Genomic DNA, 21,430 nt, shown 5'->3' on the forward strand with positions numbered 1-21,430 from the left:
TCGAGTCCCTCCCAGAATATGTAGTAACTAGTAACGGCGAATTTTTCTTGCTAGCGTGTTGCCTAAAGATTGAATACCTTGCACTAAAATAATCAGGATAATCACGGTGGCTACTACGACAACAGTGTCAAAGCGTTGGTATCCATATACAATCGCCAAGTCTCCCACGCCGCCTCCCCCTACCGTTCCAGCCATTGCAGTTGCACCTATCAGACCAATCGTCGCTGTAGTAAGAGACAGGATTAAGGATCCAACCGCCTCTGGCAATAAAAAGTACCAAATGACTTGAAAAGGAGTGGCTCCCATCGCCTCAGCGGCTTCAAGGATTCCCGGATTCACTTCAAGCAGTGAGTTCTCTACCAACCGTCCTATATAAGGTGCGATATAGATAATCAAGGGTACGATCGCTGCGCTTGTCCCAATTGAAGTATGAACAATCAATCGTGTGAAAGGCACAATCGCAACCAGTAAAATAATAAAAGGCAATGAGCGAATGATGTTGATAATTGGATTTAGTACGGCGTAAAGCGCTTTGTTCTCCAAAACCCCACCCGGACGAGTGATGACAAGCAATATCCCAAATGGGATCCCAATCAGGGAACCAACAAACAAGGAGAACCCTACCATTTGAATTGTTTCTATAATCGCCTGCAGAAATTGATCACCTGTTACTGTGGTCGAAAACATTAGATTCTACCTCCTCTACACCGACTCCATTTCTTGTTAAGAAAGATAATGCATTGTTAATCTCTGCTGCCTCACCATCGAATTGAATGATCACTGTTCCCAGTGTTGTTTCTTGAATCTCCGTCGTATTCGCAAATAAAATATTGACCTTTATATCGCAGGAGCGAATCATTTCAAACAGGATAGGCTCAGAGGCACTTGCTCCCACAAAATTAAGCTTGTACAGCTGACTTCCGGGTTCTGTTTTGATAGATTTCCGCACGCTAGAGGTCATGCTATTTTGAATAACCGTCTTCACGAAATTTTGCGTGGTCAGATGTTTTGGACTTCCGAATACATCTAGAACACTTCCTTGCTCAATAATCCGGCCTTCTTCCATGACCGCTACCTTGTTACAAATTTCTTGAATCACGGACATTTCATGTGTAATGATCATCACGGTAATGTTGTATTCAGCATTGATTTTTTTTAATAGCTGTAAGATAGAATGTGTGGTCTGTGGATCTAAGGCAGAGGTCGCTTCGTCACATAAAAGGATAGACGGATTCGAGGCAAGCGCTCTGGCAATCCCGACACGTTGCTTCTGACCACCTGATAGCTCACTCGGGTAACTCCCCGCTTTGTCACTTAATCCAACAAACTCTAGCAGCTCCATTACCCGCTGGCGGATTTCATTTTTATTCTTTTTTAGGAGAACTAGAGGGATCGCCACATTATCAAATACTTTTTTAGATTCTAATAGATTAAAATGTTGAAAAATCATTCCGATATTTTTCTTAGCGGTACGCAACTCTTTATCGTTGTATGTTCCCAAATCACGTCCAGCGACCATAACTTGTCCTTTGGTGGGTCTTTCCAAATAATTGACTAAACGAATTAATGTACTTTTCCCAGCACCGCTATAGCCGATAACCCCGAATATATCGCCTTTTTCGACCTTTAAATCGATTCCTTTAAGAGCATCAATAGTGGTCCCTTTCCGAGTGAACGATTTGTAAACATTCTTTAATTCAATCATTTCCATTCCCCTCAATCATCTTTAGGATTAAGCTTCCTCTTGCAGCTTCACCAGCGCTTGTTCTGCCAATAAAGCGAAGTACTTAGCAGCTGGCAATATCGCAGCTTCATCAACATCGAAACGAGGGTGATGTAAGGGATAGGCTGGACCTGATCCTATATTCACAAAAGCACCCGGTATCTGTTGTAAATAAAAAGAGAAATCTTCTCCACCCATCTGTGGAGGAATATCATGTACTTCATAGCCAAAATCTGAGGCGATCTCTTTGGTAAAGTCCGCCCATTCCCCATGATTTATCGTTGCGGGTGGACCTGGATACCAGTGTAACTGGGCCTCTGCCCCAGCTCCCGCAGCAATCCCTTCGATAAGACGAGTCATTTGTATTGGAATATTGCGGCGAATCTCTTCATTGTAAGTTCTTACTGTACCTTCTAATTCGACTTTTACCGGCAATACATTCCATGTGAAGCCTCCATTAATTCGGGTAACACTTAACACTACTGGTTCCGTGGTGCTGTTTTGGCGACTTACGATGGTTTGTAGTGCGGTAATGATCTGAGCTGCAGTTACAATCGTATCCACACCTTTTTCAGGATAAGCAGCATGAGCGCCGACACCTTTTATTGTAATTTCAAACCGGTCAACACCGGCTGTTAAAGCTCCTGTTCTTGTTCCAAAAGCTCCAGTAGGCAAGTCAGGTGAATTATGGAGACCAAATATAGCCGCCACATCCTGGAGTCCTTCCGAGGCTAAGACGCTTTCCGCCCCATGCCCTGTTTCTTCCGCGGGTTGAAACAATACTCTAACCTTTCCAGGTAGTTCATTTTCACGAGCCTTTAATAATAATGCAGCACCTAAAATAGTAGCCGTGTGAAAATCGTGACCACAGGCATGCATCTTTCCTGGGATCTCTGAGGCAAAGGACAATTCAGTTTGTTCCTCTATGGGAAGTGCATCAATATCACAACGAATGGCCACTATGGGTCCGTGACCCTGCCCGATCTCTGCGATGAGTCCGGTTTGTAAAGGCAAGTCAAGGATGTGAATATTGGCTTGGGTCAGCCATTCCCGTAATTTTGTTGTGGTTTTAAACTCTTCATACGCTAATTCAGGCTCACGATGCAGGTTTCTGCGAACCTCTATTAATTGATTAGCTAAAGATTGCTCAACCTCATTTAGTGGTTTCATAGGTGATGTCTCCCCTTTCGTTATGCTTCCAGCTTTTCTTCAATCCCTTTGATGCGATCAAGCGCAGTCGATAGACTGCTTAAAATATGATCTTGCATGGCTTTTTCAGCACCATCTTCATTTTTAGCAGCGATCATTTGTAAAATAAGATCATGTTCTTCATCCGCTTGTGTGTTCCAATCCCCATGCATAGAGACGAATCGACAATAACGAAGCGAATGATCTCTTAATTGATTCAGAACCTTCTCGAAGGTTTTTAGTTCGCTGATTTCTGATAAATAATCATGGAACTCAAATCCATATGTAACAAAATTCTGATTATCACCAAGCTGGAACGAGTGTTTCATTTTTGTAATCATCGTCGTTAAATTCACAATATCTTTCTCTGTGGCATGCTTAGCTGCACTTCTTGCAATATAGCCTTCAAGCATGCTGCGAATAAGAAATATTTCTTCAACCTCTTTAAGGGTTACTGAAGCTACCCGCAGTCTTCCATTTGGCTGTCGAACCAGAAAATCCTCGTTCTCCAGTCTCTGTATCGCCTCTCTAAGAGGTGTGCGGCTGACCCCGAGCAAGGCCGCCAAATTTTCTTCATTTACAGGTTGATTCGGTTCGAACTCGCTATCAATAATTTTTTGTTTTAATTCGTAGTAGGTATTATCCTTTGATAACCTTCGTGATCGTATCGCCATTTCTATACTGCTCCTCATCGATAATCTGTGGGGTCCGAATCCCAATAATATATTTGTATAATTGTATACAATTATTAGTTAAGAATGGATTGGTAGTTACATTCCCTTCCATACCGTTCAAGCTTTTTTATACTATATTCCAATTATTCCACCTAGTCAAGTAGGAATTAAAAATCAATTTAATCCCCTCTTTTCAACACAAAAAAACCCTACAACCCTCAGGGGTTGTAGAGCTATTTTTGGATAAATAAATTTCAGAATTAGAAGGAAATAATCCCCGAGGTATGGAGCAGCACTAGGAACACTAGGATCGGCGCCACATAACGGAGCATAAACAGCCAAACACGGAACCAGCGCGCCTGTAGTCCAGCGGCTTCCGCTGCACCTTTCCAGAAATAACCGGCGAAGATGGTAATCAGCAGACCTCCAAGCGGCAGCATAATGTTAGAGGTGATAAAATCCAGCCCATCAAATAGAGATTTGCCACCAATCGTTAGCTCCGGGAACATCCCCAGTGACATCGCTAAAGGAATACTAAGAAGGAAACAGATCAGCGTCAAAATCCAAACCGAACGTTTCCGGCTCCAATTCCAGCGCTCCATTGTGAAGGATACAGGCACTTCAAGCAGCGATACAGCTGAGGTTAGAGCAGCAATCGCCAGCAAGATAAAGAACAAACCGCCGAAAAGCGCACCAAAAGGCATAGCCGAGAAAGCGGCTGGCAAAGCGATAAAAATCAGCGAAGGCCCCTGATCAGGAGCAATACCAAATGAGAACGTCGTCGGAAAAATAATCAAGCCTGCGATAAACGCGTATAACAAATCTCCTGCACCGATTGCGATTGCAGCGGTACCCAGCGATTGTTTTTTATCAACATAAGATCCGTAAGTCAGGAGAATCCCCATCCCGAGCGATAATGAAAAGAAGGCATGTCCCAATGCAACTAGCGCAGATTCCGCTGTCAACACTGAAAAGTCCGGTTTTAGGAAAAAAGATACCCCTGCGGATGCACCCGGTAAGGTTACTGCGCGAATCATTAACACTACAAGGAGTACGACCATACCAGGAATTAATACTTTGTTAAATTTCTCAATCCCGCCTGATACGCCAAGGATGACTACACCCGCCGTAATCAGAATGGCTATCCCCTGCCAAACGATTGGCATATATCCGGAGACAAACGAATTGAATTCGCCTGCATAATCAGTAGTGCTGAATAGTTGTCCATTAAAAGCAATCATCGAATAGTTCAGCGTCCAGCCAGCAACAATAATATAAAAAGAGAGAATTAGAAACGGCGCAAGTACCTGCAACATTCCAGCTGCAAACCAACTTTTCCCGCCTCCAGCCCGCATAAAAGAGGTCGCCGCGCTACCACGCCCGCTGCGTCCGATAGCCAGTTCTGCCAACAGCACCGGTAACCCTATCAGCACTAAACAGACGATGAAAAGCAGGAAAAAAGCTGCCCCCCCATTTTCTCCTGTAATATAAGGAAACTTCCACATATTCCCTAGCCCAACCGAGCTGCCGATGGCGGCAAAAATAAAGCCCGCGGAAGAGAAGCGTTCCTCCTTCTCCGAGAGAAGATTTTTGTTACCCTTCATTTGATTCATTATAACGCCCCGTTTTCTTTTTTAGACCTCATTATAGCTTAAGTAACAAAGCACGTCATATGGAAATTTTCTGACTATTTTTATAACCACTCGAATTTTCTGTTTGTAAACGCTTATATTATTCATTCGGCCCTTGAATCTCATTATATCCACTAATGTCGTGCCCCATTGCTTCAATGAAACGAATTGTCTATATCCTGACAATATTTTCAACGAAAAAGACTCCCACTAAGGGAGCCTTTTCTAAACATTATTTGCGGACAGAGAGAATGAACCTCTCAAGCTTAGCTGTATCGGTTATGCTCCGATTACATTCCAGATTATCCAGACATACGTATTGACCCACAGCAGAAATATTATCCGGCGAAACGTTCACATTCTTGGTCTTAACATAAAAGAATGCAAGCTCTTGATGCCGATTGCAGAACATGCAGTACCCTTTTTTGTGCGTTGGTGTGATTCTACCCTCAATACCAATGAACTGTCCTTCGTACGGATAGATAATGAATAATTTATTACTGGCAATATCTATCCAACTCAAATACGTTATGTTGCGATAGTCGATGAGTTGTAGATCAGGTACTTTCAGTTTCTTATTCTTAGGGAATAGCTTCTGAATCTGCTTCAGCGTAATCGTCGGATATGACTCTAGGTATGGTTCTAATTCACTAAGATATCTCTGGAAATCTTCTGCAGTTTCGAAGGTCGATATTTGTTCCAGCATCTGCTTGTGATTCTCCGTAAGAGAAGGAAATGCCTCAATAATGTTCGTAGCAGCACTATATCTTACAGTCTCCAAGACTCTACGATCCGCAACGGTTCGCAGGGTATGCAGAACAAATTTCGTTTGTTTCTTAATTAAGTTATATTGATGGTTTCTAATAAATGGTGTACACATCGCTTTTCAGCCCCTTATTTATATTAAAAGTTCATAAGGTGCAAAGCCCATTTATAGAAACGATAAAATTAAGTTGGGCGATATATCCATCCATCGCACCTCACGCAAAGTATCGCCCTATATTAGGCTTTGCGTGAGGAACTTCTAGCTAATGGGCATTTCAACATTAGCACTGTACCACCTCCGAGCATATTTCATGCCAAAAGTATAGCACCGTATTTTAGAAGGCGCAATTCATCTCGGGTTGCTTATTTGCATGCCATACCTACAAAAAAAAGGGAGCTACATGGACTAGTCCAGTAACTCCCTCTTTTTTGACTATTCTTTTACAGCGCCGACTACGATCCCTGTCACAAAATAACGTTGCAGGAATGGATAAACTAACAATATCGGTAGCGCACTTATGAAAATCTGTGAAGCCCGTATGGTCCGTTGAGACAAGTTAGCTACAGCTGACGGATCAAGCTTGGACATATCTGCCTGAACGATAATGGTCTGCATAAACGTCGCCAGTGGCAGCTTATCCGAATCTCTGATATAGATTATACCGTCAAAGTAAGAGTTCCAATGGCCCACCATCATGAATAGGGAAACTGTTGCAATGACTGGTAAGGAGACTGGTAAATATATTTTCAAAAAGGTCTTAAAATGTCCTGCTCCATCAATAAAGGCTGCTTCCTCAAGGTCCTTAGGTACACCACGGAAGAAGTTCAGCAGCAAAATGATGTTAAACACGGCTACCAATCCAGGTAAGATAAGTGCCATCAAAGAATTCATCAGCCCGAGCTTTAGAATCAGGATATATCCCGGAATCAGACCCCCACTGAACAGCATGGTTACGACAAAATACCAAAGATAGATATTACGCGCCCGGAAAACTCTAGTTTCCTTAGAAAGAGCATAGGCTGCAACCGTATTTACTACCAGTGCAAGTGCTGTTCCTAGTATTGTCCGCTCTACCGACACCCACAGGGATGTAAGAAAATTAGTGTTGTTAAAAGTTTTTGCATAGGCCTCCAAAGTGAAGCCAATTGGCCAAAAGGTGACCAACCCAGCATTGGCTGGGGCGGACGCACTAAGAGATACCATGAGTAAGTGATACAATGGCAGCAAGCAGAGCACCGAAAGGATAGTTAGGAGCACATTATTGAATATGCTAAATATTCGATATGGAAGGGTTTTATGGTACATTTGTTGTCATCCTTTCTAGAAAATTCTGTACCCTGCAAATCTATAGGCAAGTCGGTATGAAATAACGATTAGAATTAAACTAATTGCTGATTTAAAAAGATTAACTGCGGTCGCAAAGCTGAATTGTCCGCTGAGAAGACCTTCTCTATACACAAAGGTATCAATGATATCCCCTTGTTGATAGATCAAAGGACTATATAGGTTAAATACCTGGTCAAAGTTGGCGTTCAATACATTGCCCAGTGCCAAGGTCGCAATTACAATAGCAATTGGAATAAGTGCTGGTATGGTAATATACATCGTTTGCTTCCAGCGACCTGCCCCATCCACTTCAGCAGCTTCATAAAGTGATGGATTAATGCCGGATAGCGCAGCTAGGAAAATGATCGTGTTGAAACCAAATTCTTTCCAAACATCACTGGCTATGATGGTAAATCGGAACCAGTTGCCGTCCCCTAGAAAAAATATCGGTTTTATGCCGAAAACGGACGAAATAAACTGATTCACAATCCCTGTTTGAGCTAGGATATCGATCAGAATTCCGGAAAGGGTAACCCATGACAAGAAATGCGGTAGATAGACGAGTGTTTGAATCGATCTTTTAAGGCCCATATTCCTTACCTCATTAAGCAACAAGGCGAATATAAAAGGAATAATCAGGTTCAAAACAATTTTGGAGCAAGCAAAAAACAGTGTGTTCCAGGTAATTTGCAGGAAATAATCGTTCTCCCACATGTACCTAAAATGTTTAAGTCCGACCCATTCGGAATCAAAAAATCCTAATGCAGGCTTATAATCCTGAAATGCCATGAGTATTCCTGACATGGGGATATAAGAAAAAATAAAAACCATAATTGCCGCCGGTAATACCATGAAGTGGAGCACCCATGGTTGTTTATAGCCTTTTTTTCTTTTTCTTTTTATACTTGGTTTATTTTCCAGGCCTACCTGCTGTATTGAATTAGCCTCCATAGCTCTCTCCTGTTCCCAAAAAAAATATTTTGTGTGTGATGGGGATCTCTGCTATAAATAGTATCAGGCGTTTCTCAGGTTTGACTATATAACATTGTTAGGCTTGATATGGTTTTATTAGGACATCATCTGGAGGGTACATTTATGAATATTTGGAAGCGCTTTACATCCCTGAGAGAATTAACACAATCCCGGTTTAGTTTGTTTGCCAAAATAAACTGCCTGATCATACTCTTGTTCATCCCCATCATTATCATGTATACCTTTTCAAATAACGTCACATACGATGTTGTAAGCAAAGAGCTGCAGGTGTCCAATACGAAGCAGCTCACTTTTCTGTCCAGTCAAATTGATTCGCGTATTAATCAGATGATGGACTTCACCCTTATCCTTTCTAGAGATCCCAATGTCAGAGCCTTCAACGGATTAAACATTTGGGCTGATCGATATGATCAGATGCAGACCCGGTATGTCATTCAGGAAAAGATGGTGCTTCAATCTGGGGTTGCAGATATTTGGCCTGCCAGATATGCCGTACATTCACAGCAAAATAAAGATGTCATCTCCAACTACAATCGAGCATTTGGGTATGATGAGGATTACTTAAAAAGAAATATGAGTGGAAAATGGACGTATGGCGATCACAGCTTGGAATCTAAAGATGAGTTAAAATCCTTCTACTGGTTCTATACAGATTCCTTAGCTCAGCCGGGGATGTTGACGGGAAGCAACTTGGTGATTGAGGCCAGCTTCAGTTATGAGAATATTCAGAACATGCTGGATACGTACAAGGAAGGTGGACAAGGTGATCCTTTTCTCTATCATAAAGGGAACTCGCCAATTCTGAATCGCAGTGCGGACAAGCAGCTATCTGAAGAACTCATTCGTTACCTGGATAAACACTCACCTGAGAATACTACCCAGGATGTAGTCAAACTCAGTGGCAAGAACTACCTGGTCAGCTCTGTGAAGTCCTCCTATTTGGATTGGAATTTAATAGATGTTGTCCCTCTATATCAAATCCTAAAACCCATTTCGCTCAGTCAGGATTTGTTCTATATCTCGATGATTTTGCTGTTTGTTATGGGAATTTCCGCTTCCATATTACTATACAGAAATGTTCAATATCCTATCAAAAAGCTAATTAAAGGCTTACGGCGCGTGCAGCGTGGAGATTATTCTGTACGTCTTCATAACGAGGGCCGGAACGAGTTTTCGTTTCTATTCCATCGCTTTAATGATATGTCCCATCAAATTCAAGACCTGATAGAGAATGTGTTCAATGAGAAAATCCGTGCCCGCGAAGCTACACTTAAGCAACTGCAGGCGCAAATCAATCCGCATTTTCTCTATAACTGCCTTGGTTATATTATCAATATGGCCCAAATGAAGGATGAGGACGCTGTCGTCTCCATGGCTTATAATTTAAGTGCTTACTACCGTTATACTACCCGAATGGAACGGGAAACCGCGTCACTGGATGAAGAAATCAAGCTGCTCGTCAACTATTTGGATATTCAAAAGCTGCGCAATGCCAGAATTGATTATCATATCGAAATCCCTGAGAACATGTTAAGCCAGTCTGTGCCACGTCTAATGCTACAACCTATTGTGGAGAATTCAGTCATTCACGGAGTGGCAAAATCGTATTCTTCGGGTGAGATCAGCATTACTGGTGAGATTTCGAACGGCTTCTGCAAGATCTACATTGATGACGACGGACCTGGCTTGAATCCGGAGCAGCTGGAAGCTTTGAATCGTAAAATGCAGGAGCCATTGCAGGAAGAAATGGGCTGCGGGCTCTGGAATACGAATCAGCGGATCATGCACCTGTTCGGTAATCAATCCTGTCTAACCTTTAAACCATCCCCTCTTGGAGGTTTCCGAACAGAGATTATCTGGGAAATCCCTACGGAGGATGAATATTCTAAATTTAAGAATCATCAAGGAGAATAACAACATGCAAATGATTATAGTAGACGATGAAGCACACTGGGTAGATAATCTTGCCATGACTAAACCCTGGCATACGCTAGGCATTGAACAGGTGCATAAAGCGTATTCGGCACGTGAAGCGCTACAAATTATCGATACCAACCCTATTGATATTGTGATCTCGGATATCCAAATGCCCGAAATGACGGGAATTGAATTAATAGAGCGGATAAGAAAACGTGATAAAAAGATTAAATGTATTATTTTATCAGGCCATTCGGAGTTCGATTACGCCAAAAAAGCACTTCAGCATAATGCCGTCGATTACTTGCTTAAGCCACCTACCGATGATGAAATTATCGGTGCAGTCAAAACTGCCATCGAGCAATTGAACACAGAATGGGAACTTATCAGTTCGCTTAAAAGAACCCAGTTTACCCTTCGTGAGAATCTGCCGCTTTTACGTGGTCAACTGCTGCTTGATGCCTTGCAAGGTCATCAATTTCAAGCTGGCGAATGGGAACGGAAGCTCGTAACTTATGATTTGCCCTTCCATTCTGGCGATTGCGCTTTGATGCTTGTACGCATGGAAGAAGAATTTAGCCATTATAACAATAATGATCAAACCTTAATTGAATATGCCATCATCAATATGGCTGAAGAGATTATGGGTGAGTTTATGCAGGTCTGGGGCGTTAAAGAGGAACATGGATATCTTGTGTTTCTGCTTCAGCTTAAAGAGAAAGGATCCGACATCGGCAAAGAAACCATCCTAGAAAAGCTTTCTTTACAGCTTCAGTATAAGGTTAAGCAATTTCTGAAAGGTTCCCTGTCCATAGTAATCACCGAGTGGTTCCAGTTTCCCGAGAAGGTGTCGAGCCGTTTCCGTCAGGCTACAGCTTATTTCCGGCAGATCGTGGGAGACGAGCGCGAATTCGTAATGCGGGTCAGCGAATTTGAACCTTCCACTACCCAAGGACCTTTGGATGCCCTTTACACCCCGCCGACACTAATACACCTGCTTGAAAGTGGGCATTGGGATGCTGCGCAAGAGAAACTACTCGCTGTCTGCGCGGAGCTGGATGAGAAATGGTCTGAATCGTGGGAGCATTGCATGGAGGCCGGTTTTTTAATCACTGCATCCTTCACGAATCTCGCACACCGAAATGGGCATACTCTAGCTAACTTAGCGGGAGACGATCTCGGTTGGTTGCAAAGCGGTGAAGCGTTCTCGACCATCGGTAAACTTAGAAAATGGTCCCTGAGCATTCTGAGCAAATTGAAAGAGGGAACGTCTAACGAAATTAAAGACATCAGGTCTGAATATGTGAAAAAGATTCAAGATTTCACAGACAAAAACCTGCATTTAGATGTTTCATTACGGGTTCTGGCTGACCATGTAAACCTCCATCCGACTCATTTATCAAAAATTTATAAGATTGAAACGGGTGAAGGAATAAGCGATTATATCTCGCGCCTGCGCATGGATCGCGCCTGCCATAAGCTGAAGACTACCTCTAAAAAAGTCTATGAAATCAGCATGGAGATTGGCTATATGGACCCTGCTTATTTTATAAAAGTGTTCAAACGACAGTTCGGAGTAACGCCGCAGGAATATCGAGACAATAATAAATAGCATGATAGAGTCCTATCGAAACTAAAAATCTCATATAGATGCCATCCCCGACTAGTTGTTAAAGTTACACTTGTAAAGATCATACACAGTAGGGGGAATTAAAGAATGATCAAGTTCAAAAAAATGTGGTCGTTGTTAACGGTCACAGCACTTATCACACTCACAGCCTGTGGCAGTGGCGGCGGAAATAATGAAAACGCCAAACAAAACAATACCACATCGTCTGAGACTAGTTTATCTGAAGCAGATGCTGCTTTTGAAAAAGGTAAATACGATCCACCCATCGAGTTCAGTTCGGTATTGATGCCGAAGAAATATGTTCAAGGTGATACCAAAGAAAACAATGTTCACGATCGCTGGATGCTGGAAACACTGGGCATGAAGCATAAAGATACTTGGTATCCTGCCAATGACGATCAATACAGACAAAAGCTTCAGCTTGCCATTGCTTCTGGCGAAAAGCTGCCTGACTTCGTTTCTGTACCAACCAATGCAGTATTGACCAATCAACTGATTGATTCCGGTCAGTTCATTGCTATCGATGAGTTGTTCGACAAATATGCTAATAAAATTCTAAAAGATCATGCTGCAGCACACCCAGAACTTTGGTATCCATTCACAAAAGACGGTAAGAAATACAATATGCCGATCCTTGAATATACTGATAATGACGATACTCTTCTCTGGTTACGTGAAGATTGGATGGAAAAGCTGAACCTTCAGGCTCCAAAAACAATCGCCGATCTTGAGAATATCATGGACAAATTTAAGAACGAAAACCCTGACGGTCTAGCACCTAAAGATGTTTTCCCACTTGCGATTTCTTTGAAAAATAATACAAACACCTGGATGGGCCAACTCGACTGGTTATTCGGTGCTTACGGTACGATTGAGGAACAATGGAATAAAGATGCCGACGGCAATCTAGAATACGGTTCCATTAACCCTGGTGCTAAACAAGCCCTTGCTAAGCTTAGTGAGTGGATGGACAAAGGTTATATTCACACAGACTCTGCACTTTGGGATGAAGGTAAATCTGCTGAAAGCTGGACAAAAGGCGCCGCAGGTATTCTACCAGGGGCAAACTGGGTTCCAGACTGGCCGGCTCCCGATCTTATGAAAAATGTACCTGGAGCGAAGATCAAAGCTTATCCGGTTCCAGCAGGTCCAGACGGACTCATCGGTACCAAATGGCAGAACTCTGGGGTAAACGCTAGTATCATGATTAACAAAGATGCTAAGCACCCTGAAGCAATTTTCTTATACTACAACTACTTGCTTGATAACCTAGCTAATCCAGCAGCTGGTAGTGAATTTGAATACGGCTTTGCTAAAGGCTACGATTGGGACATGATTGATGGAAAGCCTACTAGTGATAAAGAGAAGATTAAAGACTTCTCCAATGAGTTTCCTTTCTTAACTGGACCGGCTCGTATTCCTGATCTGTTCATGAAGACATTGGTTAAACTTGCTGATGGTGAAACCCCTGTAACTCCTTATGAAAAACAAATGGCTGAGTTCCGTAAACCGGAAAACTGGGCCGCTGCAAAAGTTGTTATGTCACAAATAGACATTCGTAGACAGAACTATTTCACTGGCGCTGCGACACCAACGATGGTATCCAAATGGAATCTGCTTCGTCAATCCGAAATGGAAACCTTCAACAAAATCATTTACGGTAAGCTTCCTGTAGATGCCTTTGACTCCTTTGTTTCCAACTGGAAAGCAAATGGTGGTGATCAAATCACCAAAGAAGTTAACGAATGGTTCAAGTCTGTATCCACCAAATAGACTAAAGTAAATAAAAACAAGCCAGAGCGTGATCCTTTCGCTCCGGCTTATTTTTTTATGAATTCCTCATTAACTTTCGCTCGCTAGAATCCCTTTCAAATACCCCGTCAACTCTTTTGCCGCTTGTTCATGAGCTAATGCTCCCGGATGACTTCTTGCCCCTATGGTCTCATCCGTCATATTTGGAAGCTGCAATACAGAAACCTGCTTGTCCCCTGTTTTCTTGCTATAAACATCGACCGCGCGGTAGATCGCTGGCATCATCGGGATACCAAGCATCCCATATGCCCATACGAGATGTGCATGTTGATTATTTTTTCTAAGCTTCATCAGAAATTTCTCAGCGGCATCGACAAAAGCTTGTATATCATCCTCATGATAGGTCCCGTCTTCATTTAAGCGTTGTTTATGGCTCTCCCCTGTTACCTCATCTTTCCATTCTGGCGATTGAAAGGCGCCCCCATCATTTGTTCCTAGATTAACTACCACAACATCTGGCTGCCAGGTTTCAAAAGAATGTTCTTGAAAAGCTCCTAAAGCTTCGTTTTTTGCTCCAGTTAGAAGACCACAAACCTGCTCATAACAATCAGGGATATTACCGTGCGGATTATTATCCCAGCTAGTAAGGACTCCCCAGCCACTTTGAGAAATAACTCTATATTCTGCATTTAAAGCATCTGCTGTCATTCTGGTATAGTTGTTGATGGCGCTAAACCACATTGGAATCCAATCTTCTTCAGCCTTGGCACCTATACTTCCTTCTCCGGATGTGATGCTGTCACCTATGAACTCTATCTTGTGGGGTTTGTCCGCAACAGGCAGGAATTTTCCATCCATCTTCACCGCATGTATCTGCAAAGAGCAGCCAGGGTCTCCACTCATTGCCTGCACATCTTTTACAATACGAATATTGTTGACAACACGATCATTCATGCCTCTAAATACACAAATCCAATACCTGCCTGCTACTAACATTTGTCTGCTAACAGGAACGGAATTGATCAGGATGCTAATCCAGGGTTCATAAACATCATAATCTGCTTCTACTTCAAGCCATAGCTCAGAACTTTTAACATTTAATTCGACCGCACTGCCTGTCCAAAATAACGTTAGTGGAGAAAGTGACCCTGTTGTTCTGCCGTGAATTTTCAGATGTTCGATATCAGCTAATGTATGTACCTTTAAGTTTGTATTCTGCTTCATAAAATCCCTCCTAATTTACCGCTAGAATCCTAATCTATACTTCTACTTCACTACTTCTTCAATACTATCTTATAATCCTTTTCCAAATAGCATATACTCTTCCTCTGGTACAATAGAATTAAATGAGGTCATGAACAAAGGTGGGATTGAAGTTGAAAGTTATACCTAACTGTATTACACTTGGCAGAATTATTTTGGCAATAATGCTGTTATTCTTCGAGCCGCTAAGTTCGGCCTTTCTTGCAATTTATATCCTTTGCGGAGTCACCGATCTGATAGATGGTCCAATTGCCCGAAAATCAGGCACAACAAGTAATCTCGGAGCAAAGCTGGATTCTGCTGCCGACACGATACTAATCGGGATCTGCTTATTTACTTTGTATCCATATCTGGGTCTTACCCTCGAATTCATCCTATGGATCTTCTTGATCGCGGCCATCCGCATAACATCGACAGGGATTGCCCTCCGCAGATTCAAAACTTACGCAAGTATCCATACCTACGGCAATAAACTCACCGGGCTTCTCTTATTTGTAACTCCTATATGGCTTTCCCATAGTAACCACACCATTTGGACAACCATTGTCTGTATAGTTGCAACCTTATCCGCTGTGGAAGAATTGATCATCCAAATCACATCCACTCAATTACAGCTGGACAGAAAAGGATGGTTTTATAACCCTCCTAATCAGGAATAATGAAAGATACCGTAGTTCCCACCCCAGAAATACTTTGAATCTTCAAGCCTTGTCCATATAATTGTGTTAATCTCCGATCTGTATTAAGGAGCCCAATTCCTTGATCCTTAAGACTTTTTGGTTGCAATAACTTACTGACTTGAGCTTCATCCATTCCAATCCCCGTATCAGCAATGATAAAATGAACAGCCTCCGCATGTGTCTCGATGTGAATACGCAAGGTTCCACCTTTTGCCCGACTTAAGATCCCATGCCGGACGGCGTTCTCGACCAGTGGCTGAATGGTCAGCGGAGGAATTAGAAGCTGTAGATTCGCGTCTACCTCCCATTCAACCTGCAGCCTCTCCTCAAAACGCTGCTGCTGGATATATACATAATTCTCGACCAGCTCCAGCTCTTGCGACAGCGAAACAAGTTTGCCTGCATTTAAGAAGTCAAAGCTGATCCGCAGATAAGTAGTGAATGCATCTGAAAGATCTTTCATTTTGACAGTGTCAAAATCACTCAAGGACATAATCGAATTTAATGTATTAAAGAGAAAATGTGGATGGATCTGCGCTTGTAAATAAGCAGCCTCCATTCTCAAACGATCATTGACTGCTTGCTTCATAGAAGTGAGCGACGAAGCACGATACTTCAATTCCATGGCATCTACTGGCTTGGTTACATAGTCATTAGCGCCAGCCAAGAAACCTGCATAGACATCCTCCTGCTCACTGCGAGCGGTCAATAGAATAATAGGAAGTTCATACATCGTGAACCGCTCGCGTATCAATCTTGTCAATTCATATCCAGACATGCCCGGCATCATCACATCAGCGATAACCAAATCGAACTGCTCATGATGCAACATATCCAGCGCCTCACGGGCTGAAGTCGTTGTATCAATCCGATAGGCTCCATCTGATAAAATATTTTGCAGAACTTTTAAATTGACCGAATCATCATCAACCGCTAGCACATGTATGATGTCAGCGTCTGTATCGAGCTTCGAGAGTGCCTCTACTTCCTTTGTGTTATAGGTGGCAGCCACCATAGCTGATTTCTCCGCAGTTATCCACGTACTGAATGGTGACAATGGATCCGAATCTTTTTCTGTATCAACATCTGGAATAGATGACTTCAGGCTCCCTTTAGCTACAGGTAATTTGAAGCTGAACTTACTTCCCTGACCCGGCTGCGATTGCAGCAATAATTCACTGCCATGCAGTTCGACCAGCTCCTTACAGATACTAAGCCCCAACCCAATGCCGCCTTGACCGTAAGCCCCTTGTTCATAGCGCATAAAAACACGCTTTTTCAAAGCTTCATCCATACCTACTCCTGTATCCGTAACATGTATCCATACATCCCCACCCACTTGTTCTGCGGCCAGTTCAACACTTCCCTGTTCGGTGTACTTTAGTGCGTTATGAACCAAATTAATCAGAATCTGCACCAATCGCTCCTCATCAGCATAAACACGCGGCAGATTCTCATCTATAGACATTCGAAGCTCCACCTTCGTCCCACCGGTTAAGAAACGTAACATATCCAGTACACCTTCAGCCAATGACCTCACTTGCAGCGCCTTTATTTTCATCACAATCCGCTTATCCTGCAATCGCACAACATCAAGCAAGTCATTCAGCATAAGCGACATCCGGCGACTGACCATAATTAGCAATTCCATGTCACGCTGGCTCTCTTCATCCAGCACATGTTTTTTTCTTGTTAACACACTTTGGGCAATATTCATAATCCCATGCAGTGGAGTGCGCAGCTCATGTGACGTATTGGCTAGAAAACGGTCCTTTAATTTATTGGATTCCGCCAATTGAGCGTTCAGTAACACATTTTGATGGGATTGATGAAAATATCTCCTAAACCAATAGGCGGAAAATGCGGCAAGGGCAGCAATTAAATCTACGGGATAAAACATAAATTGTGAGCTACCGGCATAGTAGACAGCCCCCCACAACATATTATTTAGTACTGCTAACACTGAAAACAATAAAAATAGAGCACCTTCAGCTCGTAAGGCTACCATCTTCCAAAAATAATATACCGTCCAACACACTGGAACGTAATACAGGATCATGTAATACCCTTTTCCGATGATATATAACACTGCCTCTTCAGGACCTACAATAATAAATAAAGTAAAAATGAGAACTGACAGGATGTAACTATAAAACGCCTTGCCTTTCCGTCGATTCCCCAATAGTTCTCTTCCCATCAATAAAAGGAATAAACAAAACCCTATATACGAAAGAACCTTTAACCTCAGCATCCAGGCAAAATCAACATGAAGAAACCTGAACAACAGTCCATTATGTTCAACCCCAATGGATACAGCCGCAGCGACCATCATTAGGAAAAAAATAATCAGCTCTGTTTTTCGTACATCCATCAGATAGATAATCAATAAATACAACCCATGTAGAAGAAGCATGACCCCTACGACTAGCTGCAAGCCAATGGAATTCCAGTATATAGTGTCTACCCCATGTTGAATGCCAAACTCCACGGACCGAATTATGCCCCCTTTTAGTGGAGACTCATAGTTTGACGTCCGAACAAACAGATCCAGATGCTTCTGATCTGTAGGTGTATAACTGATTAAGAATGCTTTCGTCACATAAACATGCTCTTCCTTCTCGTCAGATAACACTCCAAACCGTGAGAGAATTGTTCCATTAATCTCCACTTCAGAAGAAGTATAGATGGATTGGAACCAAAAGCTAAGTGGCTCAGACAAGGGACGATCTAGCAGAATCCGCAAATGATAAGTTCCGTATCCATACGCCTTCTTTTGCTCAGCAGAATTGAATACAGAATTCCAGTTACCCGGCACCTGAAGCATCTGGCCTTTTAAAACACCATCCACATTGGCGGCATTCACCCATTGTTCAGGATAAAACTCCCATTCTCCATCCAATGGAAAGGAGCTTAGTGATTCAAGGTCTACTCCCCGCAAATCGAGCACACCTTGCTCCACTACAGGAGGATTGGACAGAGTAAAATGATTGTACCAGCTCCAGCGTATTGCAATCAGCAGGCAGATGAATACTACTATGTACAACATATGACTTAACTTAATTTTATTCTCCGAAGTTCTCATAGACTCCTCATTCGTCAATAGTATTTAATAGTGCTATATCCCTATCTCCAACTTTGAGCAATACAGTATGATTATACTATATTAAGAGGCCTATAGACGTATGTAATCCTATGTTCAGAGGAAAAAAACCAACCATCCCAAAGAGCAGATGGTCGATTCCTTTATTGTGATTTATTGATTAAAGCAGATCGCATCGCCGCGAACTTACTAGGCATTACTCCCACATTTGTTTTGAACGTCCGACTGAACAGATGAATACTAGAAAACCCCACATCTTCGGCAATCTCCGTTAGATTTTGCTTTCCCTGAATGATTCTCAATTTAGCCTGCTCGATACGAACATGCTTCAAATAATTATGAATGGTCACCCCAAGCTGAGTCTTGAACACATACGACAAATGATTGGCAGTCACACCAACATGCCTACTGATAGATTCATTACTTAACTGCGGATCTTGATAACACTGGTGCATGTGATGAATGGCGCCTTCAATTAAAGGCCATCCTTTGGTTCTCTTCCCTTCCGTTCCTTTGGACAGGTTCTGATTTCTAAAGAACAGAAACAACAATTCCAAACAGATAGACTTGTTGATTAATACCCCGCCGTACGTTGGATCTAGCAGCTCTTTTTGCAGTTGCATGAATCTTCTCTTCAATTCGATTCGATCTGGGAGCTGCAGATGAGATAGCGGATAAATATCAGCAAGCTGCATTTCACTTGGCATGATATCCTGGATCCCGGGCCTAAGTCCATCCGCTTGATCCGATGAGCTTTTATCCTCGTTATCATACAAATCAAAATGAAAGATATACTGCACTAAGGGTAAAGCCGAGGTGGACCTAATTATATGGGGCAAGCATGGATGCATGAGCAGCACATCCCCTTCTCGAACCAGGAACTTCACCCCATTCAAGAAAAACTCCGCCTCTCCCTGATCTATATAGGTATACACGTGATCTTGATCCAACCATTCACCTGCTAGTAAGGAGGATTCCATGACTTTGGCTACTCGAACATAAGGGGAAATGCAGTTCATCCACGACTCATTCACCTCGAATCTTCTCCTTCTTCTGACATTTTATTGATCTTATTTTATATCCTAACCGGAATCTTTAAGTGATCTTCTACATAATCTCGGCAGATTTCCATGGTATTGTACGGGCTATTTAGCGATTCGTCCACTTCGAGTGTCATCCAACCGGAATAATCAATTTCATTCAGCGCTTCAATAGTTGCGTGTAGATCAACAGATCCTTTGCCTAACTCACAAAAATGAGGAAGCTGTGTATCAAGTGTAGCGGCAGACCTGTCTGTCAGGTCCTTCAAATGAACATAAGCTACCCTGTCCTGATACGTTCGGATGATAGATGCCGGGTCCATCCCCGCTCCGAGCAGATGTGCTGAATCCGGGGCAAGATATACCACCCGCGGATCTGTCAGGCTCATCACAATCTCAATTTCTTTCTCGTCTTGCAATTCCGTCCACAAATGCGGATGAACACATGTCTTTACCCCTAAGGCATAGGTTCTTTTCGCCACTTCATTCATCGTGGCTGCGGCAACCTTCAATTCTTCCAGCGATGAGGGTTGATCCCGAGTGCCACCTGGCCCTAGGACAAGGATGTCTGCTCCACACTTCGCTATGATTTTAGCAAGTCGCACATTGTAGTCAATGATACTCGAAGTGTTCGCGGCATTGCCGAATTTTTGCTGCTGTCCCCCAGCCGTACCTCCATACAACGCAGTCATCTCCAGCCCGTACCCAGCCATGAGCTCTTGTAATTGTTCTGGACTTTCTTCATATTGAAGTGCAAAAGACGCCCACGGCTCAATCCCTGTGAAACCCAGTCTGGAGACTTCCTCCAACGCTTTGAAATGCGCTTGCCCCCAAGTGATGGTGTGTGCAGCGATTCTACCTTTGAACAGACTCATCCTTAACGCTCCTTCCAATGTGGGATTCGATGGGGTTAGATTTCCAGTGATGAGAATACTTTATCGAAGCCTGCTTTGGAACGAGAAAATAGTTCAGATGAACTTTGTGATGAAGCTGGCGCTAGCACTTCTTGAGCGATAACGCCCTTGTATCCGATCTTTTTCAAGCTTCCCAAGAATCCAGTAAGATCAATGGATCCTTCCCCTGGATACAATCGATCGGAATCTAGCAATTCCTCTATCAGCAGAGGTTTAGCATCATTAATATGGACATACGCAATTTGATGCGGTTGTAATTTCAGCAGGTCCTCACTCGTTAATCCATTCGTATGCCAATGATAGGAATCCAGTAACAAACCGATATTTCTCACTTGAATTGTATCCATCCAGTCCAACGTATCTTGCATCGTCCAGATTAGCGGATTTGCCCATTGTGTACGTAAGTGATGAGGACCAACGAACTCTAAGGCTAGCGAAATACCATAGGCGCCTAATATTTCTGCACATAGTCTTAAACGTCTAGTGGCTGCAATCATGAACGGTGCGACCGGAAGATCTGTCGAAGGCAAAATATAGGTACAGCATGTGGTGCAATTTAATGCAGCAGCGGCCTCAGCCATCAGCGTAAGCGATTTCAGACTTTCCCTAAAGCTTTCCTCTGTCGTGCGCCAATCTACCTCTAAACCAAATGATCCTAGCATGATGCCATGACTTTCCAGTAATTGGACAGCCCCATCCTTGCCATACTGCTGTACCAACTCTAATGGATTGACGTCTATGGCCTGAAACCCGAATTGGCTCGCAAGTCTGATATATTCTTCATTAGAAGCAATTTCTCCCAATCCCGCTGTTGTTAATCCTCTTATCATCGT

Annotated in this window: 17 protein-coding genes; 4 read left to right on the top strand and 13 right to left on the bottom strand. The window is 42.8% G+C overall.

What is annotated here, in order from left to right:
• Window positions 1-27: 27 nt before the first annotated feature.
• The 8 genes from NSQ91_RS19885 to NSQ91_RS19920 all read right to left on the bottom strand — a co-directional run bounded on the left by NSQ91_RS19885 (window position 28) and on the right by NSQ91_RS19920 (window position 8,259).
• The gene (locus NSQ91_RS19885; RefSeq protein WP_036688669.1) at window positions 28-687 is read right to left on the bottom strand and encodes a methionine ABC transporter permease; all 660 of its coding nucleotides are present in this window, start codon (window positions 685-687) and stop codon (window positions 28-30) included.
• A complete protein-coding gene (locus NSQ91_RS19890; RefSeq protein WP_036688670.1) occupies window positions 662-1,705 on the bottom strand; it encodes a methionine ABC transporter ATP-binding protein in 1,044 nt (347 codons plus the stop codon). The genes NSQ91_RS19885 and NSQ91_RS19890 overlap by 26 nt, the downstream gene beginning before the upstream one ends.
• 27 nt (window positions 1,706-1,732) lie before the next feature.
• A complete protein-coding gene (locus NSQ91_RS19895) occupies window positions 1,733-2,893 on the bottom strand; it encodes an amidohydrolase (RefSeq protein WP_076304576.1) in 1,161 nt (386 codons plus the stop codon).
• Window positions 2,894-2,913: 20 nt separating this feature from the next.
• Window positions 2,914-3,585: a GntR family transcriptional regulator gene (locus NSQ91_RS19900; RefSeq protein ID WP_052097124.1), complete on the bottom strand. Its 672-nt coding sequence runs from the start codon at window positions 3,583-3,585 to the stop codon at window positions 2,914-2,916.
• A gap of 260 nt (window positions 3,586-3,845) precedes the next feature.
• On the bottom strand, window positions 3,846-5,198 hold the full coding sequence (locus NSQ91_RS19905; protein WP_076127152.1) for a sodium-dependent transporter: 1,353 nt from the start codon (window positions 5,196-5,198) through the stop codon (window positions 3,846-3,848).
• 250 nt (window positions 5,199-5,448) lie between these two features.
• The gene (locus NSQ91_RS19910; RefSeq protein ID WP_076179940.1) at window positions 5,449-6,096 is read right to left on the bottom strand and encodes a FusB/FusC family EF-G-binding protein; all 648 of its coding nucleotides are present in this window, start codon (window positions 6,094-6,096) and stop codon (window positions 5,449-5,451) included.
• Between the two features lie 318 nt (window positions 6,097-6,414).
• Entirely contained in the window at window positions 6,415-7,287 is an 873-nt protein-coding gene (locus NSQ91_RS19915; protein WP_036688680.1) for a carbohydrate ABC transporter permease, read from the bottom strand.
• Window positions 7,288-7,302: 15 nt separating this feature from the next.
• Window positions 7,303-8,259: an ABC transporter permease gene (locus NSQ91_RS19920; protein ID WP_036688682.1), complete on the bottom strand. Its 957-nt coding sequence runs from the start codon at window positions 8,257-8,259 to the stop codon at window positions 7,303-7,305.
• A 144-nt stretch (window positions 8,260-8,403) separates the two neighbouring features.
• Between NSQ91_RS19920 and NSQ91_RS19925 the strand changes: the two genes are divergently transcribed.
• The 3 genes from NSQ91_RS19925 (at window position 8,404) to NSQ91_RS19935 (ending at window position 13,621) form a co-directional block, all read left to right on the top strand.
• Window positions 8,404-10,215 (top strand): sensor histidine kinase, encoded by a 1,812-nt coding sequence (locus tag NSQ91_RS19925; protein WP_076304575.1) that lies wholly within the window; start codon window positions 8,404-8,406, stop codon window positions 10,213-10,215.
• A 4-nt stretch (window positions 10,216-10,219) separates the two neighbouring features.
• Window positions 10,220-11,830, top strand: coding sequence for a response regulator transcription factor (locus tag NSQ91_RS19930; protein ID WP_076182774.1), 1,611 nt, complete (start codon window positions 10,220-10,222; stop codon window positions 11,828-11,830).
• Between the two features lie 105 nt (window positions 11,831-11,935).
• Entirely contained in the window at window positions 11,936-13,621 is a 1,686-nt protein-coding gene (locus tag NSQ91_RS19935) for an ABC transporter substrate-binding protein (protein ID WP_076127158.1), read from the top strand.
• Window positions 13,622-13,690: 69 nt separating this feature from the next.
• On the opposite strand, the gene NSQ91_RS19940 is transcribed toward NSQ91_RS19935, so the two are convergent.
• Entirely contained in the window at window positions 13,691-14,824 is a 1,134-nt protein-coding gene (locus NSQ91_RS19940; protein WP_076182776.1) for an SGNH/GDSL hydrolase family protein, read from the bottom strand.
• 152 nt (window positions 14,825-14,976) lie between these two features.
• Between NSQ91_RS19940 and NSQ91_RS19945 the strand changes: the two genes are divergently transcribed.
• Window positions 14,977-15,522: a CDP-alcohol phosphatidyltransferase family protein gene (locus tag NSQ91_RS19945; protein ID WP_076304574.1), complete on the top strand. Its 546-nt coding sequence runs from the start codon at window positions 14,977-14,979 to the stop codon at window positions 15,520-15,522.
• Here NSQ91_RS19945 and NSQ91_RS19950 read toward each other — a convergent pair.
• The 4 genes from NSQ91_RS19950 to NSQ91_RS19965 all read right to left on the bottom strand — a co-directional run bounded on the left by NSQ91_RS19950 (window position 15,509) and on the right by NSQ91_RS19965 (window position 21,427).
• Window positions 15,509-18,625, bottom strand: coding sequence for an ATP-binding response regulator (locus NSQ91_RS19950; protein WP_076304573.1), 3,117 nt, complete (start codon window positions 18,623-18,625; stop codon window positions 15,509-15,511). The two genes, NSQ91_RS19945 and NSQ91_RS19950, sit on opposite strands and share 14 nt — an antisense overlap.
• Window positions 18,626-18,786: 161 nt before the next feature.
• Window positions 18,787-19,677 carry an AraC family transcriptional regulator gene (locus tag NSQ91_RS19955; RefSeq protein ID WP_076304572.1) on the bottom strand — a complete coding sequence of 297 codons (891 nt, stop codon included), beginning with the start codon at window positions 19,675-19,677 and terminating at the stop codon, window positions 18,787-18,789.
• A gap of 41 nt (window positions 19,678-19,718) precedes the next feature.
• Entirely contained in the window at window positions 19,719-20,558 is an 840-nt protein-coding gene (locus NSQ91_RS19960) for a sugar phosphate isomerase/epimerase family protein (protein ID WP_076304571.1), read from the bottom strand.
• A gap of 35 nt (window positions 20,559-20,593) precedes the next feature.
• Window positions 20,594-21,427 (bottom strand): sugar phosphate isomerase/epimerase family protein, encoded by an 834-nt coding sequence (locus NSQ91_RS19965; protein ID WP_076127166.1) that lies wholly within the window; start codon window positions 21,425-21,427, stop codon window positions 20,594-20,596.
• Window positions 21,428-21,430: the final 3 nt, after the last annotated feature.

The sequence above is a fragment of the Paenibacillus sp. FSL R7-0048 genome (assembly GCF_038004505.1).
Lineage (GTDB): Bacteria > Bacillota > Bacilli > Paenibacillales > Paenibacillaceae > Paenibacillus_AQ > Paenibacillus_AQ odorifer.